Below are 24,504 nucleotides of genomic sequence, written 5' to 3' on the forward strand. Positions count from 1 at the left end.
CCGCCGGCGGAGGTGCGGGTCATCGCCGCCTTCCTCTCGACCCCCCGAGGGGACCGTTCCTGTGCTCAACCAGAACGATCTTGGAATCCGCTCATGGCACCCCTCTGTGTCAAGAGGCGGCGAGGAGGGGTGTTCTAGAGTGGGTTGCGGCGGGTCCGGGAAGTGGCTTCTCCGAAGTGCTGGCTGTCGGGATTGAGCCGGCCGCGCTGGATTGCAGAGTCGCTCCCGCTTGCCCTCCGGGGCCCGTCCGCATGCGTCGTGCGTCCTTGACCATCTGTTGATAGACCACATTGGACAGTCGGCGTTTGAGGCTGCGCATGGCTTCCATTGAGGTTTTCCCCGCGGCGAGCTTCCTGCGATAGTAGGCGCGGCCTTCGGTGTCGTTGCGCAGCTGGACGATGGCCATGATGTGCAGGACCCGGTTGATGCGTCAGTTCCCGGTCCTGGACAGCCGGTGGCGGTGTTGATCGCCTGAGGACGCGTCGATGGGTGCGGTGCCGTTCCAGGACGCGAAGTGGTCGCGGCTGGCAAATCGGTCGATGTCCCCGATATCGCCCAACAGTCGAGCGGCGCCGGATGGTCCGATCCCGTTGAGTTGCTGCAGTGTGCTGCCGGTCGATGCGACCAGCTCGGTCAGGTGGGTGTTCGCGGCCTTGATCTTCTTGTCGATGACGGCGATCTCGATGATCAGCTCCGACGCCAGCTGCCGGCGGGTGCGTCCGACGATGTCCCGCGGCCGGACGGTGTTGAGCAACGCGCGGGCCTGCGGTGCGGACAGGAACGTCTTCGCCCCGCTCGGGACGAGCTCGAGCAGCAGGTGATGCTGCCGGCTCACCGCGTCGGTCCGGGCGTGCCCCAGCGTGTCGCGGCGGTCGACGAGCAACTTCAGGGCGACCGTGGTGTCCGCGACGGTGACCTGCCGCAGGCCGCAGGCCGCTGGCGCGTAACGCGGCGACCGCCACGCAGTGCGCGTCGGCCGGGTCGGTCTTGCGGCCCTGGGCGGTGTCGAACAGCCGCGCATGAGTGAGCCACACCAAACCGCGGCGGGCAGCCGCAGAGAGAGCGATCCTCCCCGTCATCTCGACCAAGCCTGGCCGGGCTGCGGTCGTACCGCCAGTTAACAAGTAGTCATTTGTGTCCTTTGTGGACGCCCTGGCGGGGTGGAAAATTGGGGGGTGGTTGCCCGCCGACGTCGTCGCGGCTTGGTTCGATGAGACCGTCAAGTAGTCTGACGCTGGGAGCCGGTTCCAGGGCCCTGCATTGTTGCCTCGAGCACGCGAGTCCGCCTCTTGTTGTCCCTCGGCCCCGCGGGCAGCCACCTGATGGTGTCTGTGCCCGCACGACGAGGAGCAACGGGATGGAAGCTATCGACGAACCAGTCCAGTTGGTGGAGCGGGTCGCCGCATTGGACATCGGCAAGGCCGGCCTGATGGCGTGCATCCGGGTGCCGAACGACCGCGCTACGGGCCGACGACGTCAGGAGGTTAGGGAGTACGCCACGACCACTGGGGCGCTGCTGCGGCTGGCTGACCGGCTGCGGGAACTGGCGGTGACCCGCGTGGCGATGGAGGCGACCTCCGACTACTGGAAACCGGTGTTCTATCTCCTCGAAGCCGAGGGGTTCGAGTGTTGGCTACTCAACGCCACGCATGTGAAGAACGTGCCCGGCCGGCCCAAGACCGACAAGCTCGACGCGGTCTGGCTGGCCAAGGTCGTCGAGCGAGGCATGTGCGCACCGAGCTTCGTACCGCCAAAGCCGATCCGCCGGCTGCGGGACCTCACCCGCTACCGCCGTTGCCTGATCCGGGACCGGACCCGGGAGAAACAGCGTTTGGAGAAGCTCCTCGAGGACGCGCAGATCAAACTGTCGGTGGTGGCCTCGGACATGTTCGGGGTCTCCGGCCGGGCCATCCTGGCCGCGTTGATCGCCGGGCAACGCGACCCGCAGGTCCTGGCTGAACTTGCGCGTGGCCGGCTCCGTTCGAAGATCAGCCAGCTACGGGAGGCGTTGACCGGCCACCTCGACAACCACCACGCGCTGCTGTGCGCCAAGATGCTCGACCGGGTCGACGCCATGACCGCCGACATCGCCGAGGTGAGCACAGCGATCGAAGCCACGATCGCTCCATACGAGGCTCAGGTCACCCAGCTCGATGAGATCACCGGGATCGGCGTCACCTGCGCTCAGGAACTCATCGCCGAACTCGGCGTGGACATGGCCGTGTTCCCGACCGCCGCGCACCTGGCTTCCTGGGCCCGGTTCGCGCCTCGCGCCAACCAGTCCGCCGGCAAGAACAAACCCGCCACCACCGGCAAAGGCAACCCCTGGCTGGCCAGCACCCTCGGCGAAATCACCGCCGTCCTGGCCCGCAGCGACACCTTCCTCGGCGAACGCTACCGACGCCTGTCCAGACGCCGCGGCAAACTCCGAGCCATCGTCGCCACCGGCAACTCGATCCTCACCATCGTCTGGCACCTACTCAACGACCCAAACGCCCACTACCACGACCTCGGCGCCGACTTCCACGACACCCGCTACCACCAACGCCACCAACACAACCTGATCACCCAGCTCGAACGCCTCACCGGCCAGAAGGTCACCCTCACCACCGGAGACCAACCAGCTGCCGCGTAATCCCACAAGCCACCGGAGCTCCGCCCCGGTGCTGCCGCCTGCCCACTCACTGAGCATTTTTCGAGTCAGCCGCCGATCGGGCGCTGCGGCTCGCGAGCCATCGTCACGGTCTGTACGCGGCCCTGACAGACCGGGACCTGCCGATCGTGCGCACGACCATGCCGATGTGCGCGCACCCGGACGCGCCTGATACTGGTGATCTCATTTCGGGGCGATGCTGATAAGAACCGGATGCGAGGAGGGCATGTGGAGCGCGGCGAACTTTGGTGGGCTCAGATCGACGAAAAGCGGCCCGTCGTGCTGCTCTCGGGGGGCACGGGGCCGGAATTCCTGGCCATGCAGATCGTCGAACCCGCCACTCCGTCGCAGAAGCTCGGTTTCGTCCTGATGTCTGGCGAGCAGGCGGTCGATGTCGACGAGCGACGCCGGATCGTAGAGAAGGCCGGGCCGGACGCACGCGCCATCGGCATCGAGGTCGTTTTCGGAGCCGAGGAGGGCCTGGGGGAGAGCGGCGTGGTTCGCGTGGCGCTGCCCAAGGACGGCAAAATCTTCTGCACCTGGGAGACGACTGTCAGCGTGGAGTTCCTGATCGAGAAGATTGGCGTCCTATCCCCGGCCAAGCAGCACGAGCTGGACATCGCCCTGTCGCTCGCCGGCCGGGAGTGATTACGCCTCAGCCTGGGGCTGCGCAGCCGTCCTCGATCGCCCGACGGCCCACGCCGGTGGTGCGAATTCCGCACCGCTCTTCCGGGAGGTTGACGCCGCAAGCCCATGGTCACGTGCGCGGATCTGCCGCTGGGCGCTCGTGCGCAGGTGCCCGCGTCCAGCGGACCGAGCTGCCATGGACGGCCGGTTAGGTGCGCCAGGGCAGTAGGCCCGCCGGGTCGGTCAGGTGGGGATCGATGGACTGCACGAACGCTGCGTGGAATGGCCATCCTCGTTCACCTGTCTCGCGGGCGAGCAGGAAGCGAAGAAAGTGCCACAGGTCGCTGGCGACCAGGTAGTCGATGCGGTCCGGATCGGTGGTGGTCTCGATGAACGCGACCCTGCCGTCGAGCGGGCCGTGCGTGATGAGCACGTACGTGTTTCCGCAGCCGTCGCCGGCGACCGGGAGCCAGCCTCGGTCGATGAACCCGGGGTGGTACGACCTGCGGTGCTCCATGTCGATGGGCGGCCGGTCGGCGCGGGCGCCGAAGACACCACCGGGGCCGATCACATCGCCGCGGCACACGCGCAACCACGCCACGAGCGGGGGCGGCAGGGTCAGGGCCAGTCGGCGCGCCAGATCGGCGATCTCCGCGTCGTCGGCACCGCCCGCTGCCGCCTCATCCGGCGGTCGCGGCACCCGGGTGAGAAGGTCATGCACCTGAGCGACGAGGTCCTCTGTGTTCACCGCCCCAAGTCTTGCAACACCTCCAGGGATGCACGAGTCTGCCGCTGGTCTGGCCTGCGGCTCGGCGGTGACCGTCACGCTGCGTACGTCGTCCCAGCGGCCGGCGTTGCGGGACATGCGCGCTCGTAGCCGAAAAGCGTGCATGTGATCATGCCTGCCGATCATGAGCCCATGTTGATTATGAGCTGGCCGACGGCGCACTGACCCGACGGGACAGTGGTTGCGGAGCCAGTGGAGTAGCGTGGCCGGCCATGACGCAGGTTGTTACCCCGCCGATCCGGCCGCCGGCTGCGGTGCGTACGGCATTCTGGCTTGCCGTCGCATCCACCGTGGCCGGTGGGGTGAGCGCCGTGCTGATCTTCTTCGACATCGACCTGTTGTCCGGCGGCCACGGCGAAAAGGTCGCGTACGGTTCCGCGGGTTTCGCTCTGGTGGTGCTTGCGTTGCAGTTGTTGCTGGCACTTCGTATGCGCGCCGGTGCTGGGTGGGCCCGGATCGTGCTGACGGTCCTGATGGTCGTCATGCTGCTGGCCGTGCCGGGGGACGTGTCCTACCTGGCGGGTCACACTGGCAGCGTCCTCGGCTTGGCCGAGCTGGCGGCATCGTGCCTGCAGGGTCTTCTCGCGCTGGGATATCTGGGCGCCGCGCATCTCCGTGGCACCGGGGCGTGGTTTCGGCGCCGGTGACACGGCCAAGCGACCTCTCGTCCCGCAAATTGAGGCGCGAGCAGCGGAACAGTGGTTCACTGACCGGCCAGGCCTTTCGGGGCCGACGGTGGGATTCGAACTGGCGCGAGCTGTGGCCCAGTTGCTCACCGTGCTGCTGGCCCGAGCCTGGGACGGGGGAGTGTCCTTGACGCCTCCACCGGGGGCGGGGGTTACCGGCGGCGGGCGAGGTGGGCGATGACGTCGGCGATGATCTCGACCGTGGGGGGCAGGGCGCGGAGGATCCGGTCGTACACCTGCTGCCGGGGCTGCTCGGGGAGTTCCAGGTACGCCGAGACGGTGGACAGGTAGCCGACGTAGTCGGTGGCGGTCATCGTGAGGCGGCGGGGGAGCAGCGACTGGCGCACGTCGTGGAACCATTTCGAGCGTTGCAGCTCGGTGCCGGGCCACTGCATGGGCTGCTCCGGGGGCGTGCCGTCCGGGGACAGGATCTCGTCGGTGTCGAGGAACGGGGCGCGGGCCGCCTGCACCGCGGCCTCCACGGCGGGGTCGGCGAGCTGGACGGGGCCGCCGAAGTTTGCGAAGACGCCGCCCGGCTCCACCAGATCGGCCATCCGCGACCAGCGGCCCGCCGGCGCCGTCCAGTGCAGGGCGGCGCCGGCGAAGACGAGGTCGTGCCGCGAGTCCAGCGAAAGGTCCTCGAACGCGGCCTGTACGGTGCGGACGTCCGCCGGCACGTGCTTGCGCAGCTCGGCGAGCATGGCGGGGTCGGGGTCGGTCGCCGTGACCGTCACGCCCGGGCGGGCGAAGCAGCGGGTGGCCTTGCCCGTCCCGGCGCCGATCTCCAGGACGGTGCGGACGGGTCTGCCGGCGTACGTGAGGATCAGGTCGGCCAGCTCTGACGGGTACTCCGGCCGGAACCGCTCGTAGGTCTCCGCCACCGACCCGAACCGCAACGCTCGCACCACCATGCCCGTCATCCTCACACAGTGCGGCCCTATGATCGCGGGCATGGGACTTGCGGTGACTGTCGGCAACCCGTGCATCGGCTACGACGAGGAGGGGGAGGAGCACTACCGGCGGCAGTTCGCGGGGCTCGCCGCCGCGCTCGCCGCGGAGGGGCATGCGTGGACGCCGCCGGACGGGGCGCCGCCGACCGGGCTGGCCCGGCCGTATGTGGGCAGCTTCCCGTACTCGTGCCTGCACTACCTGCGGCGGGCGTATGCGCTGCACGTCGAGGGGCAGCCGGTGACGCCGGTGGTCGACGGCGATCTCAAGGACGCGGACGGGTTCGTCGACGACGCCGCGTCGATGCTCGACTCGCACCTGCTGTGCCACTCGGACTGTGAAGGCTTCTACGTCCCGGTGCCGATCGCGGATCCCGTCTTCCTCGATGAGGGCCCGGGTGGCGGCATGGTCGGCTCCAGCCACGGCCTGCTCGACGAGCTGCGCCGGGTCGCCCCGCGGATCAGCGTCCGGCTCGACGAGGACGGCTCGCTGAGCGACGCGGAGGCCGACCGGCTCGGCGCCGAGGGCGACCCGTTCGAGACCGAACAGATGGTGTGGCTGACGCTGCACGAGGCGTGCCGCGTCAGCATCGCGTCCGGTCACCCGATCGTGTTCCACTGACACACTGACACTGACTCACGCCGGGACCCGGCGCACGACCCGCAGCAGGTACGTGGCGCGGTCGAGCGGGTTGTGGTCGGTCCGGGCGCGGGCCGGCGGCGGGCCCGGCACGGGTTCGTAGCGGTCGAACGCGGACTCCAGCACGCCTTCGCCGCGGGTCAGGCCGGGCAGCCGGACCTGCAGCTCGTGCACCGCGGCCGCCGGGATGCCGCCCTCCAGGACGCAGGTCGCGCCGTGCGTGACGGTGCTCGACGGCACCGCGTGCAGGCGGGACAGGACGGGCAGCAGCGCGCCGAGCTGGTCGGCCGGGGCCTCGAGGTGGAAGCGGTGCACCGGCTCGTGCACCACGGTGCCGGCGCTCCGCAGCGCGGCCATGAGGACCAGCGGGGTGAGGCTGCGGAAGTCGTGCCCGGTGCTCGACATGCTCTTGTCGAACTGCTGGTGGGCGTGGCTCTGCCGGGGCCAGTACCCGGAGCGGGTCATCGTGACTGTGCAGTCGGCGACCTGCCAGCCGTGCAGACCCTGCTGGAGCGTGGCGGTGACGGTCTCCTGCACCGCGGTGAAGAACGCCGCCGGCATCGCGCCCGCCTCGACCTCCAGCCGGAACGTGACGCCGGCACCCGGGGGCGCCGGTTCGACGCGTAGGCCGATCGTGGCGAGGAACGGGTTGCCGTCCTTCTGCCCGATCTCCACTGCCTCGCCGGTGCCGGCGGGCCGCTCCACGCAGATCGTCGTGGTGTCCCGGAAGGTGACGTCGATGCCGTACTCCTCGGCGAGGGTCGCCTGGATGACCTCCTTCTGGACTTCGCCGTACAGCGACACCGACGTCTCGCCGCGCACGTCGTCGTGGCGGACGTCGATGAGGGGGTCCTGCTCGGCGAGCTGGGTGAGCGCCGTGTACAGCGCGCCGCGGTCACCGGCACGCACCGGCGCGACGACCGATTCCAGGCTCGGCGGCGCGAAGTGGTGTGCCGCCGTCCCGTGCGGCTCGCCGATGCGGTCGCCGATGCGTGCGGCGCCGAGGCCCCACACCTTGCCGATCCGTCCGGCCGTGAGGGCCCCTGACTCGGCCGCGCCGCCGTCGTCGAACACGGCGATGCCGGTGATCTTCTGTTCTCCGTTCGGCAGGTGTACGCGTTCCCGGGCGCGGATGGTGCCCGCGAACATCCGCACGTATGCGATCTTCTCCCCGGCTGGGCCGCGTTCCACCTTGAAGACGCTGGCGGACGCCGCCGCGTCGAGGTCGCCCTCGGCCGCGGGCAGGTGCGTCACGATGCCGGCGGTGAGCGCGTCGAGGCCGGCGCCGGTGACCGCCGAGCCGAAGTAGACGGGGTGGACCTCGGACCGGCGGGTCTGCGTGGTCAGCGCGTGCAGGACGCGTTCGCGCGGCACCGCCGTACCGTCGACGAATGCCGACAACAGGTCGTCGTCGTGCTCCGCGAGGACGTCGAGCGGTGGCGGCGCCGGCACGAAGTCCGCCGCCCTGGTGCCCAGCCCGGCCGGGGCGCCCATCGGCACGATCGCCGGGGTGAGCCGCCGGGCGAGCTCGCGCAGGACGGCGTCGCCGCGCGCGCCGCCACGGTCGATCTTGTTGACGAAGACGATCGTAGGGATCCGAAGCCGGCGCAGGGTCCGCATGAGGATGCGGGTCTGCGCCTGGACGCCCTCGACCGCGGACACGACGAGCACCGCGCCGTCGAGGACGTGCAGGACGCGCTCGACCTCGGCGATGAAGTCCGGGTGGCCGGGCGTGTCGATGAGGTTGACGGTGACGTCGCCGACGGTGAACGACACCACCGCCGACTTGATGGTGATGCCGCGCCGACGCTCCAGCGCGAGCGTGTCGGTCTGCGTGTTGCCGTCGTCGACGGAGCCGGGCTCGTCGATGACGCCGGCGGCGTGCAGGAGCCGCTCGGTGAGGCTGGTCTTACCGGCGTCGACGTGCGCCAGGATGCCGAGATTCAGGATGCGCAAGGGGCGTCAGGTCCTCGAGATAGGCGGTGATGGCCATCTGGGTGAACACAGACGCAGCTCGCATCCCTGACTCCTTCGCTCTCGGATCTACCTCCACCCTCGCCCGGTTACGGTGTCGCCGCAACCGATTTAGCTCAATCCAGCGGGGCGTACCACTGGGCGCCGGTGAGCAGGATGCGGGTGGACTGCTTGCGGTTCCACTCGACGCGCATGCCGTGCTTGCGCAGCACCGGGAAGACCAGGTCGTCCAGGAAGCGCTCCAGGTCCGCCTTGTACGAGGCCTCCTGCTCGGCCTTCGGCAGGGCCTCGTAGGCGTCCTCGTCGAAGTCCTCGGGCGGGTAGGCGCCGTAGCCGAGGTAGACCGAGCCGTTGGCGCTGGCGGCGAGGGACTCGGCGTCCTGTTGGTGGTACCAGAGGAAGCCGTGCCAGTGCCGGGAGTCGTCCCGCTCGTCGTCGATCTCGCCGGACGCGCAGGTGCCGCAGCAGCTGAAGTTCTCCCGCGCGACGACGCCGAGCTGGTTGAGCTCGGTGAACGCGGCGGTCAGGTTGCTGCGCACGGGGCCCCACTGCCGCTGCTGGTCCAACCGCGCGTAGACGGCCTGCTCGTAGGCGGCCGCGAGCTGGTCGTCGGTGAGGCCCGCGCGCTGCTCGTCGTCGTCGAAGTAGTCGACGAACCCGGCGGCGTCGTCGCGGCCCTGCACGATCCAGGACCAGATCTCGTCCTCGATCTCGCTGCGCTCGGGTTCGGCAACCTCGTCGGGCAGGAACCGGACGCCGGAGGGGCGGTCGTTGTAGGCCCATTCGCTCATGCGGACGATCATGACACGCCGCCGCACATTGACATGGATGAGTCTAGACGGTGCGTGACGGAGGTGTTACAGTCCGACAGTTAACATTCCTAACAGTAGATGAGGTGGGTATGGGCACCAAGGCACGGCTCGCGACCGCGGTCACCCTCAGCGCACTGCTCACGGCGGGCGCGCTGGCCGCCACCGCCGGAGCGGCGAGCGCCGCCCCGACCGACTGCACCGTCACGTACGGGTCCAACTGGGCGCAGAGCCTGTGCACCGGCGGTACCGGCGAACACCGCGTCTCGATGCTGCAGCAGCACTTCATGCCCGGCGCCGGCGGCATCATCTGCCAGGGCAACTGGGCGCCGGTGGGTGCCGTGTCCTACACCAGCTGCGCGAGCCACACCATCGTGCGCGTCTGGGTCGACACCCGCTGACCTACCCGAACGACGGTGCCTGGGCGCGGTCGGGCTCGATGAGCAGCACCACCCGGTCGCTGCGCAGCGGGTAGGGCGCGCCCGTGTACTTGACGGCGATGCGGTCGATCACCCGCCACGCGTCGTCGCCGTCGAGGACCTCCGTGACGCGGCCGCGGATCAGCGCGGTCGCGTACGGCTGGGCGTGGTCGATGATGGAGATGGCGACCCGCGGGTCCCGGGCGACGTTGCGGGCCTTGCGTGACCCCGGCCCGGTGAGGACGGCGAGCCGGTCGCCCTCCCGGTCTATCCAGACCGGGACCGAGTGCGGCGAGCCGTCGGGCAGCAGCGTGGCGATGTGGGCGTAGTTGACGTCCTCGACCAGGCGAGCGACGTCGGCGTCGAGCTCAGGCATGGTGGTCTCCGTCTTCGTTGTCGTATTCGTCGTGTGGGCGCAGCCAGCCCATGGTCTCGGTCTGCGGCCAGCCGGGCGGCGAGTCCTCCCAGGCCTCCTGCCGCCCGAACGGCGTGAGGTCGAGCAGGTTGAAGTCCAGACGCAGCCGATCGACGCCGCGGCCGGTGGTCGCGTAGGTACGGAACACCTCGTCCCCGTCGCGGAGCAGGACACTGAGGGCGAAACCCTCGATGCCCAGGTCGGCGTGGAAGTCGTTGCCGTGGCTGGAGTACCACGGGACCGTCCACTCCATCCTGCGCCGGACCGGCTCGATCTCCGACTGTGGCGCGCGGGCCATGAGGATGAGCCTGGTGTCGCGGGCGGCGAGGTGTGCCTGCGCGTGTGGGGCGAGGTTGTCGGTGAACGTGCTGCAGCCGGTGCACAGCCAGTCCTGGCCGGGCGCCAGCATGAAGTGGTAGACGACGAGCTGCCGCCGGCCGGCGAACAGGTCGGTCAGGCCCACCTCGGTGCCGTCCGGCGCGGCGAACCGGTACTGCGTGCCGAGGCGCACCATCGGCAGCCGCCGGCGCTCGGCGGCGAGCCGGTCGAGGGCGCGGGTGAGCTCCTTCTCCTTGACCAGCAGCGCGTCGCGCGCTGATTGCCACTCCGCCGGAGTGACGACCGCGGGCAGGGGCATGACGACCTCCCTCAGTAGGTTCCCTGAGGAAACTCTATCGCACAGAGTCTCCTGAGGGAACCTATAATGGTGGAATGCAGCGCACCCAGTTCGCCGGCATGGCGTGCTCCATCGCCCGCACCCTCGACGTGATCGGCGAGCCGTGGTCGCCGCTGATCCTGCGCGACGTGTACGTCGGCATCAACCGCTTCGACCAGCTGCACGACGACCTCGGCATCTCCCGCAAGGTCCTTACGCAGCGCCTCGCCTGGCTCGTCGAGCAGGACGTGCTGGCCCGCCGGCAGTACTCCGACCGCCCGCCCCGGCACGAGTACGTGCTGACCACGAAGGGCCAGGAGCTGTGCGACCTGCTGCTCGTCATGGTCGGCTGGGGCGACCGCTGGACCGCCGGCGACGCCGGCCCCCCGGTCCTGTACCGCCACCACGCCTGCGGCGAGATCGCCCACGCCGAACTGCACTGCTCCCACTGCGGCACCCCGATGCGGGCCACCGACGTCGACGTCCTCCCAGGCCCGGGCGCCGCCCGCTGACCCACCCCCCCGCGTGTCCGGTCAGCCGATCCAGAGACCGGTCAGCCCGTCGGCGCGCGGCGGGGTGACCTGGACGCCCTCGCCCGCGAAGAGCTCCAGCTCGACGACCAGCCCGCTGCCGACGTGCAGCACGACGCTGACGTCGCCCCCGCCGGACGCCGACACGGCGAAGTAGTCGTCGCGCCCGTTGGCGCTCAACCGGGCGACCGCGGCCGCGGGAACCGGCGGTCCGTCGCTGCGCAGTCCTACCGACCCGCAGCCACACCGGCAGGTGGAGACCACGCGCACTGTCGCGACCTGCTCGCCGAGCTCAGCGACGCCGGCGAACTCCACCAGTCGAGCCACCAGGGCGCGCTCCGCCTCGGTGAGCGCCCTCGGCTGCGGCAGCTCGACAAGCTCCGGGACCGGCTCCATCACCACAGCACGGTAACGCCGGCCCGGTCATGTGCGCCTACTGATTAGAGGCACAACGCGGCGCTGCGGTAGCAGTCGATGATCGCCGAGCCCTTGTGGGTCTGGTCGACGACCATGATCTCGACGTTGGTGATGCCGCCGGGGGTCGTGCTGGCGTCCAGGGTGAAGGTGCCGATCGTGAACCACTTGCCCGTGGTCCCACCGCAGTAGCTGCCGTTGCCGGTCACGGGTGCGTACCTGTAGTCGATCAACGTGCTTCCCTGGTAGCCCTCCGCCCGGAAGTAGCCGCACTCGCCGGCGTTGGCGTAGAACTTGACCGAGGTGAGGGTGACGGACCGGTTGCCCCAGTTCATGCCCCCGATCGCCTCGACACCGATCTTGCCGGCGCCGTTCGCGTGCACGGACGCGGCCGTGAAGCTGCTCGGGGCCGCGCTGGCGGCGGAGCCCGACCCGAGGACGGCGGCGGCGACGACGCAGATCGCGATACCTGCCTGCAGGATCCGTCCTCTGAACATTTCGGGCTCCTTCGGCTCTCCGCATGGCATTCGGCACCATTCGGTCGAGACCACCCTACATAGACCGCCGACGACTTCCGTGGACCGGTCAGCCGCGGCGTGGCTGCCCGCCTTCGGGTTTCACGACCCGGTCACCGACCTCGAGCTGGCTCCACAGGTCCCGGTCGACCTTGACGTCCACGTGTGTCCCGTCGTCGAGCCGGACCTTCAAGCGCCGGTAGAGGTTGGAGCCGTCGAGCAGCCCGCGCGACTTCTTCGCGACGGTCCCGCTCCACGCGTTCTCGTTCGTCCTCATCGAATTCCCCCTCGTGAACGACCACTTCGCAGCGGTCATGCGTCAACCGTACGAATTCGCGGGACCGGGCACACCCGTCTCGAGACGGGTCTTGCGTCTACGACTTCAGGATGAGAGCCGACAGCGGGACCAGCCCGCGCGGGCGCGGCCGCGGGTAACGTACGGCGGCATGGGGGACGGTTACACGGCGCGCTTCTCGCGGCGCTGGCGGGTCGCCGCCGCCGTGGGCGCCGTCGTCGTGTCGGCGCCGCTGCTCACGCCCGCACCGCTGGTCGTGACCGGGGCCGCCGGGCGGACCGTGACGGTGCTGCTCGTGCTCGCCCAGGCCGCCGGGTTCTGGTGGCTCGGGGTCCGGCACCGGCTCGGGACCGCCGTCGTGCTCGCGGCCGCCGCCGGGCTGCAGGTGCTGTACCCCGGCGCGGGGCCGGGCCTCGCGTTCGTCGCGGTGTGCACGTATGCGTGGCTGCGACCCGCCACCGAGACGCTCTGGGGGCTGGGCCTCGCGGTGCTCGCCGCCTGCGGCCCGGCCGTCGCGCGCGGGCGCTGGACGATGGCCGGGCTGTGGCTCGGCGGCGTCGTGCTCGCCTGGAGCTGGGGCGCGCTGGTGCGGGCCCGCGGCGCGCGGCGGCTCGCCGAGCGGCGGCAGGCCGTGCTCGAGGAACGGGCCCGGATCGCGCGTGAGCTGCACGACGTGCTCTCCCACACCGTGTCGGTCATGGTCGTGCAGGCGGCCGCGGCCGACGACGTGTTCGACGTCGACCCGGCGCGGGCCCGCGAGGCGCTGCGGCGCACCGAACAGGCCGGCCGGGAGGCCCTCGCCGAGCTGCGCTGGTTCCTGCGCTCCGTCCGGGCCGACGACGATGGTGACGCCGGGGCGCAGGCGGCGCCGCAGCCGGGCCTCGGCGACGTCGAGCGGCTCGCCGCGACGGTGAGCGCCGCCGGGCTGCCGGTGACGGTACACAGGGAGGACACCGACGCCGTGGACGTGCCGCTGGCCGTGCAGCTGTCGGCGTACCGGATCATCCAGGAGGCGCTCACCAACGCGCTCCGGCACGCCGGCGCGGGCAAGGCCGAGGTGGTGATCCGCAGCGGACCTTCCGAGGTGTCCGTCGAGGTCCGCGACGACGGCCGCGGCGGCTCCGGTGCCGGCACCGGGCAGGGCATCCCCGGCATGCGGGAGCGCGCCGCGCTGCTCGGCGGCACGCTGCGGGCCGGGCCGGCGCCCGGCGGCGGGTTCGAGGTGGCAGCGCGGCTGCCCACGAAGGAGCAGAACCGATGAGCGCGGCGCAGCGGAGGTGACGACATGACTATCAGGGTGCTGATCGCCGACGACCAGGCGCTCGTGCGCTCCGGCTTCCGGATGATCCTCGAGGCCCGCGACGACCTCGAGGTGGTCGGCGAGGCCTCCGACGGCGAGCACGCGATCCGGCTGGTCGAGCAGACCCGGCCCGACGTGGTCCTCATGGATGTGCGGATGCCGGGCCTCGACGGCGTCGCGGCCACCGAGCGGCTGACCGGCCGGCCCGGCGCCCCACGGGTCATCATCCTCACCACGTACGACCTGGACGAGGCGCTGTACGCGGCGCTGCGGGCCGGCGCCAGCGGGTTCCTGCTCAAGGACGTCCGCCCGGCCGACCTGGTCGAGGCGATCCGGGTCGTGGCCCGCGGCGACGCCCTGCTGGCGCCGAGCGCGACCAGGCGGCTGCTGGACCGGTTCGCGGCCACCGACGTGACGCCACCCGCCGCGCACGGGGCGTTGGAGCAGCTCACCGGCCGGGAGCGGGAGGTGCTGATGCTGCTGGCCCGCGGCGCCACCAACGCCGAGATCGCCGAGCGGCTGGTCGTGACCGAGGCGACGGTCAAGACCCACGTGTCGTCGATCCTGCGCAAGCTCGGCGTCCGCGACCGGGTCCAGGCCGTCGTGCTCGCCTACGACCTCGGACTGGTCCGGCCCCGGCCCTCCGCCTGAAGTCGTAGGCGCGGGACCAGTCGCCGGATGGAGGTGCGCCCGCCGCCGCGTTCCTAGCGTCGGTGCCATGATGACACCGCAGCAACGCCGGGCCGTTCGCGTCGTCGTCGGCCTGCTCGTCGCCGGTCTCGCGCTCGGTCTGGCCTTCGCGGCGCTGACCCTGCTCTTCCGCGGCGACGTCCTGGCGTACCAGGAGAGCCGGCACCCGCACGCGGACCCGGCCGAGCTCGCCCGCACCCTGTGGACGCGGCCGATCCCGATCCTCGTCGTCGCCGGGCTGTACGTGTGGGTGGCCCGTCAGCTGCTGGCCGGCGCGCGCCGCGCCTACCGCCGGGTCCGCATCGTGTCGGTCCTGGGTTTCGTCGCCGTCGGCTGGCTGCTCGTGTCGGCCGAGTACCCGGCGTGGCTGCGCGTCGTGCAGGGCGTCCAGTTCGCCGTCCTCGCCGCCCTCATCGCCGCCGTCAACCGGCCGGTGGTCCGTGCCGCTTTCCCGCCGGTGCCCGACCCGCGCCCCCGCAACCGCCGCGCCGCGCTGCTGCTGGCCGTCCTCGCACCGGTCGCCGCCGAGGTCACGCTGGGCACGGTGCCGCTGCGGCTGGCCTGGGCCTGGCTGGTCTTCGCCCCCGTCTACAGCGCCGGCGCCCTGTTCGTGCGCGAGGTGGTCCGCCGTACGGGTGGCGGCTACCCGCACCTGCTGCTCATGGGCGTCGCGTACGGCCTGTTGGAGGAGGGCCTGGCCCTGCAGAGCCTGACCAGCCCGCACCTGTACCACGCCGCCGACTGGGCGCCGCGGCTGTTCGGCGTCAACACCGCGTACGCGGAGCTGAACCTCGTCTACCACGCGGTCTTCAGCATCGTGGTCCCGGTCGCGCTCACCGAGCTGTGCTTCGCCCGCCACGGCACGGCGCCCTACCTGCGCCGCGGCGGCGTCATCGCGGCCGGGGTCGTCACCCTCCTCGGCGCCGCGCTGCTGCGGGTCGCGGTGCCGCCGAGCGAGGATCCGGGGTACACCATGCCGCTGCCCGCAGTCGTGGGCGTCGCCGCCGCGATCGCCGTCCTGACGTTGCTCGCCCTGCGGGTGCGGGTCCGCCCGGCGCGCCCCGCCACGCCACCGCGGCCCGCCGTCCTGGGCGCCCTCACGGCGGTGACGGCGCTGGTCTTCCTCGGCGCGATCTGGCCGTTCGCGGGAGCACGGCAGCCGCTGTTCACCCACGGCGCCTGGGCGCTGCTGCCGATGGCCGGCGCGGCCGCCGTGGCCGCCGCCATGTTCGTCGCGCTGCGCCGCTGGTCCGCGGCCGGCGGCTGGACCTCCCACCACACCGTGGCGGCGTGCACCGGGGCACTCGCCGGGCACACCGTCTTCGGCCTGCTCGGCCACGCGGACACCCTGCCGGACCGCGCGTACCTCACCGTGGTCACGGCGCTCACCGTCATCGCCGGCGTCGCGGCCGCGAAGCGGCGGTGTGCGTGAAACGGCTGGTGTTCATTGCCGCCGGTGTGGATGATCGCCGGCATGGACGAACGCGGTGCCGGCTCGCTGCCGGTGTGGTTCAGCGCGACGGCGCGGTTCGCCCTGTACACGGAAGACGCCGGCTACTACCTGCCGAGCGTGTCGGTCTACACGTTCAAGGCCACTGATCACGCGGGCGCGCTTGTCCGAGCGCTGGAGCTCGGGCGCGCCGCGGAACAGGCCTACGTCAACGCGCACGGTGTCCGCGTCCGTGTCGCGCTGGTCGAGGTCGAGTCGGTCAACATGATCGGCGACGACCTCGACGGCGCCGAGGTGTTCTGGTGGCCCGGCGAAGAGCAGGACGCATCTCCCTACGCATGGGACCACACCTTCACGCCCGAACGTTCGACGCCGCACACCGCCCTGTAAGCAATCGATCCGGGTCTGAGCCCGAAAGGACTCCATCAATGAACAGCCAGCGCAAGCCACCGACGGTAGTGAAGGCGCTGTTGTGCGGGCGGGCGCCGCTGGGTGACGAACGGTTCGCCGGGACCCTGCGAGGATGGTTCGAGACCACCCTCGCAGGCCCGGCGGGCTCGTTGTGGCAACGGCTGATCGCCCGGCCGGTCCAGCCGGGCGACGCCACCAGCTGGGGCGGTTCCCCGCCGAGCGACGTCACCGGCCCGCCGGAGCGGTACGTCGGCGAGCCGGGCGAGACCTGGGCGGAGTACGGCTTCATCCCGGAAGGGCATGAGGAAACCGTCGGCGTGCAGCCGTTCACTTTGGCGGGCTGGGCCGACTGCCTCGACAATGTCGGCGTCGCCACCGGCACTGCGGAGCTGAGCATCTTCAAGCTGCGCCGCCGGGCACACTTCGGCGCGCCAGGTTCCCCCGGTGTGTTCGTCTCCGCTGCGGTCCGCACCGGCGGAGACGGCGCATTGTGGTACAGGCTGACGTTGAGAATCCCAGTAGACCGGGCCGGCACCCTTCTGCCGGTGATCCGGGCGGCGGCGCAGCGCGGCAATCCGACGTACGGCGAGATCTCCTATGCGGCCAGACTGCGGCAGTCGGCCCGCGAGGTCGCGCTCAACCAGGACGGCGAAGCAGGGCTGCTGTCCTCGGAGCGCTTCGCCCGCGGGTACTCATGGCTGACGGTGATCGCCCAGCACCTCGGTGAACGTCTGGGTGGCGTCGAGGCGCTGCGTTACAGCGGGGCCTTCACCGAGGTCCAGGCGCTGCCCGACGGCGGGTTCTGGTTGCTCGCCACCGACCGGATAGCTGACTACGGACCGGATCAGGCAGGCCGCGTCTTCAGGGCGCTCCGACCGGTCCTCGATCTCACGAAGCGTCCTGAGGCCGAGCGGTATTACGACGAGCCGCGGTTGTTGGCGTCGGAGGATGTGGGCCTTCCGTCGTAGGCTCAGACGGCAGGCGACCGCTACTCGACCCGCGATGGTCGGCTGGCGGTGCGCCCCGCCACGGGCTTCCTCGGACAGCGACTACTGACTCTCGATGTGACTGAAGGCCATTTGGACGGCGAGATGGCCGGCTGTTCGGAATGACCTTTCGCTGGAGTCGACCTTGTGCGCCACCAGGATTCGTAGCACGACGGTCACCGCCACCTCGGCTCCGGTCACCCGGTCTGCCAAGGCGTCGGATAGACCCTCGGCCAGCGCTGCGCGGTACCCGGACAGCGCTTCCGGGTTGTTGTAGCCCGGGTAGCGGACATCCTCGGCGACGGTGAACGCGAACCCGGGCGGGCCCGGCTCGAAATCCACGGTGACGTCGGCGAACACGCAGGTGCCGCCGGTCTGAGGGGAGTGCCGCACCCGGACACCACGGACCGGATGGGGCGGGAACCTCCGATCCATCACACAACGGTACTTCAGGACGGCTGAAGCACTCCGCGTCCACCACCCACGAGGCCAGCCACCAGACCGAGCCCGATATCGATGGCCGAACGCAGCATCGGCAACCTCGCCGGCCACTAACCCCACCGATAACTACACTCGCGCAGGTGCCGCTCGATCCCGCCCCCATCTTGCGCCCGAGCGTGCGGGTACTGCTCATCGACAACGCCGACCAGTTGCTGCTGTTCTCGGCAGGTGAGCGTGCCGACGGAACCCTTCGCTGGTTCACGGCCGGCGGCGGCGTGCACCCCGGTGAGAGCCATGAGCAGGCGGCACTGCGGGAGATTCGCGAGGAGACCGGTCTCACCGACGTAACGCTGGGCCGGGAGGTGTGGCGCGGACGACCGTGGACCACGGTCCGAAACGGCGTCACCTACGAAATCGAGCAGCGCTACTTCCTCGCCCGCGTCACAGCCTTCGAGATCGACACATCCGGCTTCGAGGACTTCGAGAGGGCTACCATCACCGGCCACCGGTGGTGGACCGTCTCAGAGTTGGCCGCGACGAACGACCCATTGCGGCCCGCCGGGCTCCCTCAGCTGTTTGCGCACCTGCTCAGCGACGGACCACCGGACGAGCCGATCATCGTATCCGGCTGATCCAACTACATGCCGCTGCCGTACTGATCGACCTTTTCGTCGAGCAACACGTTTCCGGCTTTGTCGAAGTACGTGATGGTCAACCTTTCCGTGTCGAACGTCCACTTCTCAACGCCGTGGGCGGCCAGTGCTTCAGACATTTCTGCGTAGCCGACGCCTCCTTGCTCGACCTGCTGCATGTACTGCAAGAACTGCTCTTTGTCGCAGGTCTCGGCAATGGCGAACGTCTCGTGGAACACCGGGCCGACCAGCCGATGCCCGTCCACGCCGAGATATTCGGAGTGCCCGTCGGTCACGTATGAGTCATACGCCTCGATGCCAATGTTCCGCAGCGCCCGTAGATAGCCGCCCAACGTAGCTCTGCTGCCAAGGCGGTCGTGTATATCGGTGATTTGCTCAAGCGAAAACATGGCGGCAGTGTAGAGGCCCGGCGCATCGAAGTTCAGCGGTACTTCCGACACGGGCGCGACCCGTTCGACCTGTAACGGCCCCGGCCGTTACAGTGACCGGCATGCGGTTCCTCATGGCAATCATGGTCGCGGCGGTCGTCCTGTTGTCGGGTGTGGCCTGCGGCGGTGACCCAGGCACCCCCGCGTCCAGCGCCGCCGCCCGGACCGGAGGCTCCCCGGGCCCGGAGTGCCGCGGCCTCAAGGACACCACCGAGCTGTACGTGCCGGCCTTCATCGAGGCCGACGGCAAGGCCCTCGCCGCCATCAAGCGGGGCGACAACGCCGCCGCCGCGGCGGCGGCCGCGGAGCAGGACGGCTTGGCGAAGGAGTGGGCGAAGCAGCTGCGCCCGCAGACCGCCATCGTTTCCGACCCTGGCCTCAAGGAGGCCCTGAACCGGCTCGTCGCCGCCCTGGAGCAGTTCTCCGCCGCGCGCGGCACGCCCAAGACCGGGGTGGTCGACGCCGCCGACGCCGCGAAGACCGCCCTGGACAAGGTCTGCGCCTGACCGGAAGTTGGGCGTGGGCGGGATCGCGGCGTGCTTGACGCGTGAAGCGACGCGAGCGCGCCGGCGAAGGTTGGGACGGCCCGTTCGGCTGGAGATGTGCGGTTCGCCGGCGATCTCGGCGTTGGAGCGGCCGGTCGCGACGAGTCTCGCGACGTCGCGTTCCCGTCCCGTGAGCACGTCGGCGGCGGGCCGGTCGGGCGCGGCGGGCGCCTCGGTGATCAGGTGCCGCAGCAGCCGTACCGTCACCTGGGGCTGATCAGGGTGTCGCCGGCCATCGCCGCCCGGATCGCCTCGATCATCAGCGTCGGGCCGCACCGCCGCCGCCGTACCGCCGAACGCGGGAATGCCGACCAGTTCGTCGGCACGGGTCAGGGCAGGCTACGGCGCAGGATGAAGTTGAGCCCGAAGTCCGTGTCGGTGGAGCGGACGTCGACGTAGCCGAGCCGGCGGTAGAAGTCGTGCGCTGAGATGCTCGCGCCGGTCTCCATGTGGTCGTGGCCGTCGGCCGCGGCCAGCGCCTCGATGTGGCGCATGAGCTGCCGTCCTATGCCACGACCGGCGACGCTCGGGTGCACGAACATGGTGTAGACCTTGTTGCCGTCGCGGGAGACCGTCCCGACGATCCCGTCCGCCTCAGCGACGTACATCTCCCGCTGCGTGGCGAGCTCCCTGACGCGGTGTTCGGTGAAGTGCCCGCACATCCGCTCGATGATCTCGATCGGATAGTCGCGACTGTTGACCTCACGGAGGCAGCGCTCGATGATCCCCGCTACAGCGGGCGCGTCGACGTCCTGGAGCCGCCTGATCGTCGCCATCGATCCATCATGCCTCCTCGCCGGCCCGCCCCGCGGAAGACCGCCGTCGCTGCGCGGCTGATGCGTGCGCCACCACGTAACTCAACCCGCCTCAGCGGCGGGCATTGAAAGCCGTTCGTCCAATCATCGGAGGGCGGGGAGCGGGGCTACATTCACTGGCAGGAGACAGATCACGCGGGAGGCGGCGTGCTGGTCAGCGACGTGATGTCAGCGTTTCCGGCGTACATCCGGCTCGGGGCCACCATCCGGCGGGCGGCGGAGCTGGTCAGCGTGTCGGAGGTCGGCCAGCTCATGGTGCTCGACCACGACGACCGGTTCGTCGGGTCGGTCGGTGAGGAGGAGCTCGTCCGCGCCATGCTGCCGAGCTTCGACGAGGTCGCCGGGGGAGGGGGCAGCCTCGACGACGCGTTCCGGCTGTTCCTGGAGAAGGGGCGGGCGCTGGCCGAGCGGATCGTCGACCCGCTCGTCGCGCGCGACACCGCCACCGTACGGCCCGGCGACGAGCTGGCCCGGGCGGCCGTGGTCATGGTCGACCGCGGGATCCGGCGCCTGCCCGTCGTCGACGGCGGGAAGCTCGTCGGCACGCTGTCGCGGGCCGACCTCTGCCGTGCGGTGATCTACCATTCCTGACGTCCGGCTGGTCCTCGTCGACCGGCACACCGGGGAACGCGCCGAACGGGTGTGCGCGCTGCCGGCCACGCTCGGCCGCGACGGCAAGGTGGCCTCCGTGGTGCTCGACGACCGGGACGTGTCGCGGCGCCACGCCAGGCTGGAGGCGGCCGGCGACACGCTGCAGGTGACCGACCTGGGCAGCACCAACGGGACGTTCGCCGGTGAGGAGCGGGTGACCCGACGGGCGTTGGCCGCCGGCGAGGTGCTGCGCATCGGGCGGTTCCAGATCCACTGGCTCTTCATCGATCCTGAGGCGACGGCGTTCATCGACCCGGGCGAGCGGACGTCGCTCCGGCTGGTCGGCCCGCCCACGGTCCCCGCCAGAGCGGTCGTCGACAACGCCGAGGCGCACAACCGGCGGGTGGGGCACGAGCTGGACGGGTTCCTGTCCCTCGCGCACGGTTTCCTGCCGGTCGAGCCGCCGCTCACCGCTTTCCCCGAGTCGCACCGGGCCTGGGACGACATGACGGACCGGCTGCCGGAGCTGTTCCGCCGGCTGGCGCTGCGCCGGGCGTTCGACGCGCTGCCGGTGCTCGACGCGCGCCCCGAGGCGCTGCCGGACAGGTACCTGCTGCGGGCCTCGACAATGCTCGGGGTGTTCGCGCACGCATACCAGTACATGGCGGTCGACCCACCCAAGGCCCTGCCGGAGTCGTTGCTGCGGCCGTGGACGACGGTGTCGCGGCGGCTGGGCAAGGCGATGCCGGCCGTGTCGTACATCGACCTCTTCTTCTACAACTGGCGGCTGAAGGACCCGTCGGGCCCGCGGGCCCTGGACAACCTCGACCTGCTCGTCCCGACCTGGGACAACGCCGCCGAGCGGGTCTTCTACCTGGTCACCACCGAGTTCGCGATGGGTCTGACCCCGGTGCTGGGGGCGATGCTCGACGCGCAGGAGGCCGTGGTCGCCGACGACCCGGCCCGGCTGGAGCGCGCCCTGCTGGGCATGCTCGGCGGGCTGCGCCACGTCACCGAGGCCGTCTATCCGCAGATCGACCCGAACCCGCGCGGGCGGCACCCGCTCGACCAGGTGCTGTGGGCCAAGACGGTCGGCACCGCGGGCGTGCCGATCTTCGACGGCGCCCCGAGCCCCAGCGGCACCGCGCAGCCGCACTTCCACGCCATCGACGCGTTCCTGGAGCGGCGCGCCTACGGCTCGCTGGTCGGCCAGCAGAGTGTCTACCTGGCCGGGTTCTTCCCGCGGCACTGGCGCGAGCTGGTGGCGGCGCTGCGCGAGGTGTCCGTGCGGCAGTACGTCGAGCAGACCCGAAACCAGGCGCTGCGCGGCGTCTACAACGCGGTCCTCGACGCGTACGCCGGCGACCGGGGCTGGATGGGGCTGCACCGCATCAAGGCCTACGGCTTCCTCGAGGTGGCGTTCAAGGTCGGCCGACAGGTCACGACCGGGGCCCGGTTCACGGGCCTGTTCAAGGACCGCACCTGGGACCGGGTCGACGCCGAGCTGGCCGTGGTCCGCGACGAGCGGCGCCCGCCGGTCGGGCCGCCGGTGGTGTTCGGCACCGCCCGCCGCGGCCGGGTCGTCACCGCCGAGCACGGCGCGTGGACCTGCTACCTGGAGCTCGACGTGACCGGCCAGGGCGTGCAGCACCAGCCCGGCGACCGGGTCGGCATCCTCGCCGAGCACGACGACGACCTCGTGACCCGCACGGTCGCCGCGCTGCAGGCCGGCGGCGACGAGCTGGTCCGGCTGACCCCGGCCTGGCAGGCGGCGGTGTCCGCCCGGGCCGGCTACGACGGCGACGTCGACGTGCTGCCGCTGCGCACGCTGCTGCGCTTCGCCCAGCTGCGCCCGATCGGCCGCGGCGTGGCCAAGCGGCTCGCCCGGCTGAGCGCCGTCGGCTCCTGGGGGCGGATCGTGGACGCCCGCATGGAGGACCAGTGGGAGCTCTGGGACGTGCTCAACCTGCTGCACGCCGGCGGCTGGGACGTCACCCGGCTCTGGAAGGCGGACCCGGGCGAGCCCGACGCGTTCTGCGCGGTGATCCCGCCGGAGCCGTTGCGGCTGTACTCCATCGCCTCCGCTCCGCCGCCCGGCGGCCCCGTCACCGCGCTGCACCTGGTCGTCGGCGGACTGGAGTACGCCTCGGCCCGAACCCCGTGGTCGTACCCGCGGAACCGGCGCGGCGCCGCCTCCCACTTCCTGCGCCGGGCGAGCCTGGAAGGCCGGGCGAAGGTGTCGCTGCGCATCGTGCCCACGCCCCGGTTCCGGCTGCCGGCAGACCCGGCACGGCCGGTGCTCATGTTCGCGGCCGGCTCCGGCATCGCCCCGTTCCTCGCGTTCGTCGCCGCCCGCACCGGCGCCGTGCCCGACCGGCTCTACTGGGGCCTGCGGACCCCTTCGGAGTTCGTCGAACACGACGGGCTCGACGCGGCGGCCTCGGCCGGCCGGCTGCGGCTGCACGTCGCGTTCTCCCGCGCCGACGCCGCCGTCACCTTCGACGGACAGCGCCACGTCGCCGGGGACGGTGAGCGGCACCGGGTCGACGACGCCGTGCGGGCCGACGCCGAAGCACTCCAGGACCTCCTGCGCCCGGCGGACGAGGGCGGCGGCGGAGCACACGTCTACATCTGCGGCAGCGCGGACTTCGCGGCCGCCGTCGTGCGGGCGCTGACCGGCATCATGCCCGGCGACGGGCGGGAGTTCCTGCGCCGCCTCGTCGCCGAGGGGCGGCTCGGCGAGGACGTCTTCACCACGTACCTCGGCCACGCCCAGCAGGGCCCCCGCTTCGACGTGTCGGACCTCGCCCGGCGCAACACCCCGGAGGCCGGCTACTGGATGGCGATCGGCGGCGCCGTGTTCGACGTCGGCGAGTTCCTGCACCTGCACGTCGGCGGGCCGCACATCATCCGCAACCACGCCGGCCTCGACGCCACCGCCGCCTACCGCAAGGTGCTGCACCACACCCACGCCGAGATCGACGCGCAGCTCGCGATGTACCACATCGGTCACCTGCGCCGGCTGCGCTTCGGCTCCCGCTGGGGCGTCGTGCTGACCGAGGAAGGGCTGCGCTCGCTGCCCCTGGAGGAGCTCTTCCGGTCCTGGGTGCGTCTCGTGTACCTCGTCGTCGGCATGGAGAACGCGCTCAGCGCCGACTACGGCTTCGCCACCGCCACCGCGACGGCCGGCGAGGACCCGGCCGAACTGACCCCGTTCAAGGCCCAGTACGTGCTCGAGGCGCACCGGCGGTTCCTCGTCAGCTACCTCGACGGGCTGCTGCAGGAGGACCTGCGGACCCTGTGGCGGCAGACGGTCGGCTTCTGCGACCCGGCCCAGGACGTCGGCGCGTACGACGACGCCCTGGCCGCCCTGTCCGGCACCACCCACGCCGCGCTGGTCCGTCACAGCGGCCCCGCGGTACGCGAGCTGCTGCTGACCGGCGAGGACCACCGGCGGGTCACGGCCCTGTGCCACACCTACGCCCACGCCGACGTCCAGCTGCTGCGCGACGTGAAGACCGCCCTGCTCACGGGCGTGCGGGCCTTCGAGACGCACGAGGCCGACGTCGTCGAGCACGCCGCGGCCGACCTGCTGGGGGCCGCCCGCGCGCCGCTGGACGTGATCGCGGCCTACTACCGGCGCCTGGCCGGCCAGACCCGCGGCCATGGCATCACCGCCGCCGCGCCGGTCGAGGAGACGATCCCACCCGACCGCGGCCTACCCGGCCACGGCGGCCCACCCCTCACCGTCGCCCCGGAAGCCCTGTGACCGCCTCGGGGCCCGCTTCGTCTTCTGTCACGTGAGCAGCGGCGTCGGGTACCACGTCG

Annotated in this window: 29 protein-coding genes and 1 pseudogene; 15 read left to right on the forward strand and 15 right to left on the reverse strand. The window is 71.1% G+C overall.

Going from position 1 to position 24,504, the window contains the following annotated elements; genetic code table 11:
• Positions 1-430: 430 nt before the first annotated feature.
• Positions 431-883 carry a transposase gene (locus ABD332_RS43485; RefSeq protein ID WP_344509983.1) on the reverse strand — a complete coding sequence of 151 codons (453 nt, stop codon included), beginning with the start codon at positions 881-883 and terminating at the stop codon, positions 431-433.
• A gap of 504 nt (positions 884-1,387) precedes the next feature.
• On the opposite strand from ABD332_RS43485, the gene ABD332_RS43490 reads away from it, so the two are divergent.
• Both ABD332_RS43490 and ABD332_RS43495 read left to right on the forward strand, forming a co-directional pair.
• Positions 1,388-2,635, forward strand: a complete 1,248-nt coding sequence (locus ABD332_RS43490; RefSeq protein ID WP_344509985.1) for an IS110 family RNA-guided transposase — start codon at positions 1,388-1,390, stop codon at positions 2,633-2,635.
• 246 nt (positions 2,636-2,881) lie between these two features.
• Positions 2,882-3,301, forward strand: coding sequence for a hypothetical protein (locus ABD332_RS43495; protein WP_344509987.1), 420 nt, complete (start codon positions 2,882-2,884; stop codon positions 3,299-3,301).
• A gap of 187 nt (positions 3,302-3,488) precedes the next feature.
• On the opposite strand, the gene ABD332_RS43500 is transcribed toward ABD332_RS43495, so the two are convergent.
• Entirely contained in the window at positions 3,489-4,193 is a 705-nt protein-coding gene (locus ABD332_RS43500) for an SMI1/KNR4 family protein (protein ID WP_344509989.1), read from the reverse strand.
• A gap of 86 nt (positions 4,194-4,279) precedes the next feature.
• Here ABD332_RS43500 and ABD332_RS43505 point away from each other — a divergent pair, with 86 nt between their 5' ends.
• A complete protein-coding gene (locus tag ABD332_RS43505; protein WP_344509990.1) occupies positions 4,280-4,714 on the forward strand; it encodes a hypothetical protein in 435 nt (144 codons plus the stop codon).
• Between the two features lie 191 nt (positions 4,715-4,905).
• On the opposite strand, the gene ABD332_RS43510 is transcribed toward ABD332_RS43505, so the two are convergent.
• Positions 4,906-5,673 (reverse strand): class I SAM-dependent methyltransferase, encoded by a 768-nt coding sequence (locus tag ABD332_RS43510; protein WP_344509991.1) that lies wholly within the window; start codon positions 5,671-5,673, stop codon positions 4,906-4,908.
• Between the two features lie 31 nt (positions 5,674-5,704).
• Between ABD332_RS43510 and ABD332_RS43515 the strand changes: the two genes are divergently transcribed.
• Positions 5,705-6,322, forward strand: coding sequence for a hypothetical protein (locus tag ABD332_RS43515; RefSeq protein WP_344509993.1), 618 nt, complete (start codon positions 5,705-5,707; stop codon positions 6,320-6,322).
• Positions 6,323-6,337: 15 nt separating this feature from the next.
• Here ABD332_RS43515 and ABD332_RS43520 read toward each other — a convergent pair whose 3' ends face one another.
• Both ABD332_RS43520 and ABD332_RS43525 read right to left on the reverse strand, forming a co-directional pair.
• Entirely contained in the window at positions 6,338-8,296 is a 1,959-nt protein-coding gene (locus ABD332_RS43520; RefSeq protein WP_344509995.1) for a GTP-binding protein, read from the reverse strand.
• 134 nt (positions 8,297-8,430) lie between these two features.
• The gene (locus ABD332_RS43525; RefSeq protein WP_344509996.1) at positions 8,431-9,105 is read right to left on the reverse strand and encodes a DUF6891 domain-containing protein; all 675 of its coding nucleotides are present in this window, start codon (positions 9,103-9,105) and stop codon (positions 8,431-8,433) included.
• A 110-nt stretch (positions 9,106-9,215) separates the two neighbouring features.
• Here ABD332_RS43525 and ABD332_RS43530 point away from each other — a divergent pair, with 110 nt between their 5' ends.
• On the forward strand, positions 9,216-9,524 hold the full coding sequence (locus ABD332_RS43530) for a hypothetical protein (protein ID WP_344509997.1): 309 nt from the start codon (positions 9,216-9,218) through the stop codon (positions 9,522-9,524).
• Between the two features lies 1 nt (position 9,525).
• Here the strand turns inward: ABD332_RS43530 and ABD332_RS43535 are convergent, their stop codons facing one another.
• Together ABD332_RS43535 and ABD332_RS43540 are read right to left on the reverse strand one after the other, a co-directional pair.
• Positions 9,526-9,918 carry a PPOX class F420-dependent oxidoreductase gene (locus tag ABD332_RS43535; RefSeq protein ID WP_344509999.1) on the reverse strand — a complete coding sequence of 131 codons (393 nt, stop codon included), beginning with the start codon at positions 9,916-9,918 and terminating at the stop codon, positions 9,526-9,528.
• Positions 9,911-10,594, reverse strand: coding sequence for a DUF899 domain-containing protein (locus ABD332_RS43540; RefSeq protein WP_344510001.1), 684 nt, complete (start codon positions 10,592-10,594; stop codon positions 9,911-9,913). The genes ABD332_RS43535 and ABD332_RS43540 overlap by 8 nt, the downstream gene beginning before the upstream one ends.
• A 74-nt stretch (positions 10,595-10,668) precedes the next feature.
• Between ABD332_RS43540 and ABD332_RS43545 the strand changes: the two genes are divergently transcribed.
• Positions 10,669-11,124, forward strand: a complete 456-nt coding sequence (locus tag ABD332_RS43545) for a winged helix-turn-helix transcriptional regulator (RefSeq protein ID WP_344510003.1) — start codon at positions 10,669-10,671, stop codon at positions 11,122-11,124.
• Positions 11,125-11,145: 21 nt separating this feature from the next.
• On the opposite strand, the gene ABD332_RS43550 is transcribed toward ABD332_RS43545, so the two are convergent.
• The 3 genes from ABD332_RS43550 to ABD332_RS43560 form a co-directional block, all read right to left on the reverse strand.
• Positions 11,146-11,541 (reverse strand): hypothetical protein, encoded by a 396-nt coding sequence (locus tag ABD332_RS43550; RefSeq protein ID WP_344510004.1) that lies wholly within the window; start codon positions 11,539-11,541, stop codon positions 11,146-11,148.
• Positions 11,542-11,582: 41 nt separating this feature from the next.
• Positions 11,583-12,053, reverse strand: coding sequence for a hypothetical protein (locus tag ABD332_RS43555; protein WP_344510006.1), 471 nt, complete (start codon positions 12,051-12,053; stop codon positions 11,583-11,585).
• 88 nt (positions 12,054-12,141) lie between these two features.
• The gene (locus tag ABD332_RS43560; protein WP_344510008.1) at positions 12,142-12,348 is read right to left on the reverse strand and encodes a DUF7489 domain-containing protein; all 207 of its coding nucleotides are present in this window, start codon (positions 12,346-12,348) and stop codon (positions 12,142-12,144) included.
• A 169-nt stretch (positions 12,349-12,517) separates the two neighbouring features.
• Here ABD332_RS43560 and ABD332_RS43565 point away from each other — a divergent pair, with 169 nt between their 5' ends.
• The 5 genes from ABD332_RS43565 to ABD332_RS43585 all read left to right on the forward strand — a co-directional run bounded on the left by ABD332_RS43565 (position 12,518) and on the right by ABD332_RS43585 (position 17,185).
• Complete coding sequence (locus ABD332_RS43565) at positions 12,518-13,627, forward strand: sensor histidine kinase (protein ID WP_344510010.1); 1,110 nt, start codon at positions 12,518-12,520, stop codon at positions 13,625-13,627.
• A 24-nt stretch (positions 13,628-13,651) separates the two neighbouring features.
• Positions 13,652-14,317, forward strand: a complete 666-nt coding sequence (locus ABD332_RS43570) for a response regulator (protein ID WP_344510012.1) — start codon at positions 13,652-13,654, stop codon at positions 14,315-14,317.
• 67 nt (positions 14,318-14,384) lie between these two features.
• Positions 14,385-15,788 carry a hypothetical protein gene (locus tag ABD332_RS43575; protein WP_344510014.1) on the forward strand — a complete coding sequence of 468 codons (1,404 nt, stop codon included), beginning with the start codon at positions 14,385-14,387 and terminating at the stop codon, positions 15,786-15,788.
• Positions 15,789-15,830: 42 nt separating this feature from the next.
• On the forward strand, positions 15,831-16,196 hold the full coding sequence (locus ABD332_RS43580; RefSeq protein ID WP_344510016.1) for a DUF4288 domain-containing protein: 366 nt from the start codon (positions 15,831-15,833) through the stop codon (positions 16,194-16,196).
• A 38-nt stretch (positions 16,197-16,234) separates the two neighbouring features.
• Positions 16,235-17,185 (forward strand): hypothetical protein, encoded by a 951-nt coding sequence (locus ABD332_RS43585; protein ID WP_344510018.1) that lies wholly within the window; start codon positions 16,235-16,237, stop codon positions 17,183-17,185.
• An 81-nt stretch (positions 17,186-17,266) separates the two neighbouring features.
• On the opposite strand, the gene ABD332_RS43590 is transcribed toward ABD332_RS43585, so the two are convergent.
• Complete coding sequence (locus ABD332_RS43590; protein WP_425552384.1) at positions 17,267-17,596, reverse strand: hypothetical protein; 330 nt, start codon at positions 17,594-17,596, stop codon at positions 17,267-17,269.
• Between the two features lie 188 nt (positions 17,597-17,784).
• On the opposite strand from ABD332_RS43590, the gene ABD332_RS43595 reads away from it, so the two are divergent.
• Positions 17,785-18,276 carry an NUDIX hydrolase gene (locus tag ABD332_RS43595; RefSeq protein WP_344510021.1) on the forward strand — a complete coding sequence of 164 codons (492 nt, stop codon included), beginning with the start codon at positions 17,785-17,787 and terminating at the stop codon, positions 18,274-18,276.
• Between the two features lie 5 nt (positions 18,277-18,281).
• Here ABD332_RS43595 and ABD332_RS43600 read toward each other — a convergent pair whose 3' ends face one another.
• Positions 18,282-18,737 (reverse strand): DUF1398 family protein, encoded by a 456-nt coding sequence (locus tag ABD332_RS43600; protein ID WP_344510022.1) that lies wholly within the window; start codon positions 18,735-18,737, stop codon positions 18,282-18,284.
• Between the two features lie 50 nt (positions 18,738-18,787).
• Between ABD332_RS43600 and ABD332_RS43605 the strand changes: the two genes are divergently transcribed.
• Positions 18,788-19,231 (forward strand): hypothetical protein, encoded by a 444-nt coding sequence (locus ABD332_RS43605; RefSeq protein ID WP_344510023.1) that lies wholly within the window; start codon positions 18,788-18,790, stop codon positions 19,229-19,231.
• Between the two features lie 93 nt (positions 19,232-19,324).
• On the opposite strand, the pseudogene ABD332_RS60240 reads toward ABD332_RS43605, so the two are convergent.
• The 3 genes and pseudogenes from ABD332_RS60240 to ABD332_RS43615 form a co-directional block, all read right to left on the reverse strand.
• Positions 19,325-19,477, reverse strand: a pseudogene (locus tag ABD332_RS60240) (LuxR C-terminal-related transcriptional regulator); the annotation flags it as partial.
• Positions 19,474-19,596: a hypothetical protein gene (locus ABD332_RS43610; RefSeq protein ID WP_344510024.1), complete on the reverse strand. Its 123-nt coding sequence runs from the start codon at positions 19,594-19,596 to the stop codon at positions 19,474-19,476. The gene ABD332_RS43610 and the pseudogene ABD332_RS60240, both read right to left, overlap by 4 nt.
• A gap of 3 nt (positions 19,597-19,599) precedes the next feature.
• Entirely contained in the window at positions 19,600-20,046 is a 447-nt protein-coding gene (locus tag ABD332_RS43615; RefSeq protein ID WP_344510025.1) for a GNAT family N-acetyltransferase, read from the reverse strand.
• Between the two features lie 186 nt (positions 20,047-20,232).
• Here ABD332_RS43615 and ABD332_RS43620 point away from each other — a divergent pair, with 186 nt between their 5' ends.
• On the forward strand, positions 20,233-20,676 hold the full coding sequence (locus ABD332_RS43620; protein ID WP_344510026.1) for a CBS domain-containing protein: 444 nt from the start codon (positions 20,233-20,235) through the stop codon (positions 20,674-20,676).
• A 49-nt stretch (positions 20,677-20,725) separates the two neighbouring features.
• Positions 20,726-24,445, forward strand: a complete 3,720-nt coding sequence (locus tag ABD332_RS43625) for an FHA domain-containing protein (protein WP_344510027.1) — start codon at positions 20,726-20,728, stop codon at positions 24,443-24,445.
• Positions 24,446-24,504 lie beyond the last annotated feature (59 nt).

Origin of the sequence: Dactylosporangium maewongense (assembly GCF_039531485.1) — a bacterium.
Taxonomy (GTDB): Bacteria; Actinomycetota; Actinomycetes; order Mycobacteriales; family Micromonosporaceae; genus Dactylosporangium; species Dactylosporangium maewongense.

Excerpts from the sequence above, each read along its gene's own strand:
- ABD332_RS43565 (WP_344510010.1), top strand. The coding sequence starts at position 12,518 with ATGGGGGACGGTTACACGGCGCGCTTCTCGCGGCGCTGGCGGGTCGCC.
- ABD332_RS43505 (WP_344509990.1), top strand. The coding sequence starts at position 4,280 with ATGACGCAGGTTGTTACCCCGCCGATCCGGCCGCCGGCTGCGGTGCGT.
- ABD332_RS43535 (WP_344509999.1), bottom strand. The coding sequence starts at position 9,918 with ATGCCTGAGCTCGACGCCGACGTCGCTCGCCTGGTCGAGGACGTCAAC.
- ABD332_RS43530 (WP_344509997.1), top strand. The coding sequence starts at position 9,216 with ATGGGCACCAAGGCACGGCTCGCGACCGCGGTCACCCTCAGCGCACTG.
- ABD332_RS43515 (WP_344509993.1), top strand. The coding sequence starts at position 5,705 with ATGGGACTTGCGGTGACTGTCGGCAACCCGTGCATCGGCTACGACGAG.
- ABD332_RS43585 (WP_344510018.1), top strand. The coding sequence starts at position 16,235 with ATGAACAGCCAGCGCAAGCCACCGACGGTAGTGAAGGCGCTGTTGTGC.
- ABD332_RS43570 (WP_344510012.1), top strand. The coding sequence starts at position 13,652 with ATGACTATCAGGGTGCTGATCGCCGACGACCAGGCGCTCGTGCGCTCC.
- ABD332_RS43615 (WP_344510025.1), bottom strand. The coding sequence starts at position 20,046 with ATGGCGACGATCAGGCGGCTCCAGGACGTCGACGCGCCCGCTGTAGCG.
- ABD332_RS43500 (WP_344509989.1), bottom strand. The coding sequence starts at position 4,193 with ATGATCGGCAGGCATGATCACATGCACGCTTTTCGGCTACGAGCGCGC.
- ABD332_RS43540 (WP_344510001.1), bottom strand. The coding sequence starts at position 10,594 with ATGCCCCTGCCCGCGGTCGTCACTCCGGCGGAGTGGCAATCAGCGCGC.
- ABD332_RS43575 (WP_344510014.1), top strand. The coding sequence starts at position 14,385 with ATGATGACACCGCAGCAACGCCGGGCCGTTCGCGTCGTCGTCGGCCTG.
- ABD332_RS43545 (WP_344510003.1), top strand. The coding sequence starts at position 10,669 with ATGCAGCGCACCCAGTTCGCCGGCATGGCGTGCTCCATCGCCCGCACC.
- ABD332_RS43560 (WP_344510008.1), bottom strand. The coding sequence starts at position 12,348 with ATGAGGACGAACGAGAACGCGTGGAGCGGGACCGTCGCGAAGAAGTCG.
- ABD332_RS43580 (WP_344510016.1), top strand. The coding sequence starts at position 15,831 with ATGGACGAACGCGGTGCCGGCTCGCTGCCGGTGTGGTTCAGCGCGACG.
- ABD332_RS43605 (WP_344510023.1), top strand. The coding sequence starts at position 18,788 with ATGCGGTTCCTCATGGCAATCATGGTCGCGGCGGTCGTCCTGTTGTCG.
- ABD332_RS43555 (WP_344510006.1), bottom strand. The coding sequence starts at position 12,053 with ATGTTCAGAGGACGGATCCTGCAGGCAGGTATCGCGATCTGCGTCGTC.
- ABD332_RS43510 (WP_344509991.1), bottom strand. The coding sequence starts at position 5,673 with ATGACGGGCATGGTGGTGCGAGCGTTGCGGTTCGGGTCGGTGGCGGAG.
- ABD332_RS43525 (WP_344509996.1), bottom strand. The coding sequence starts at position 9,105 with ATGAGCGAATGGGCCTACAACGACCGCCCCTCCGGCGTCCGGTTCCTG.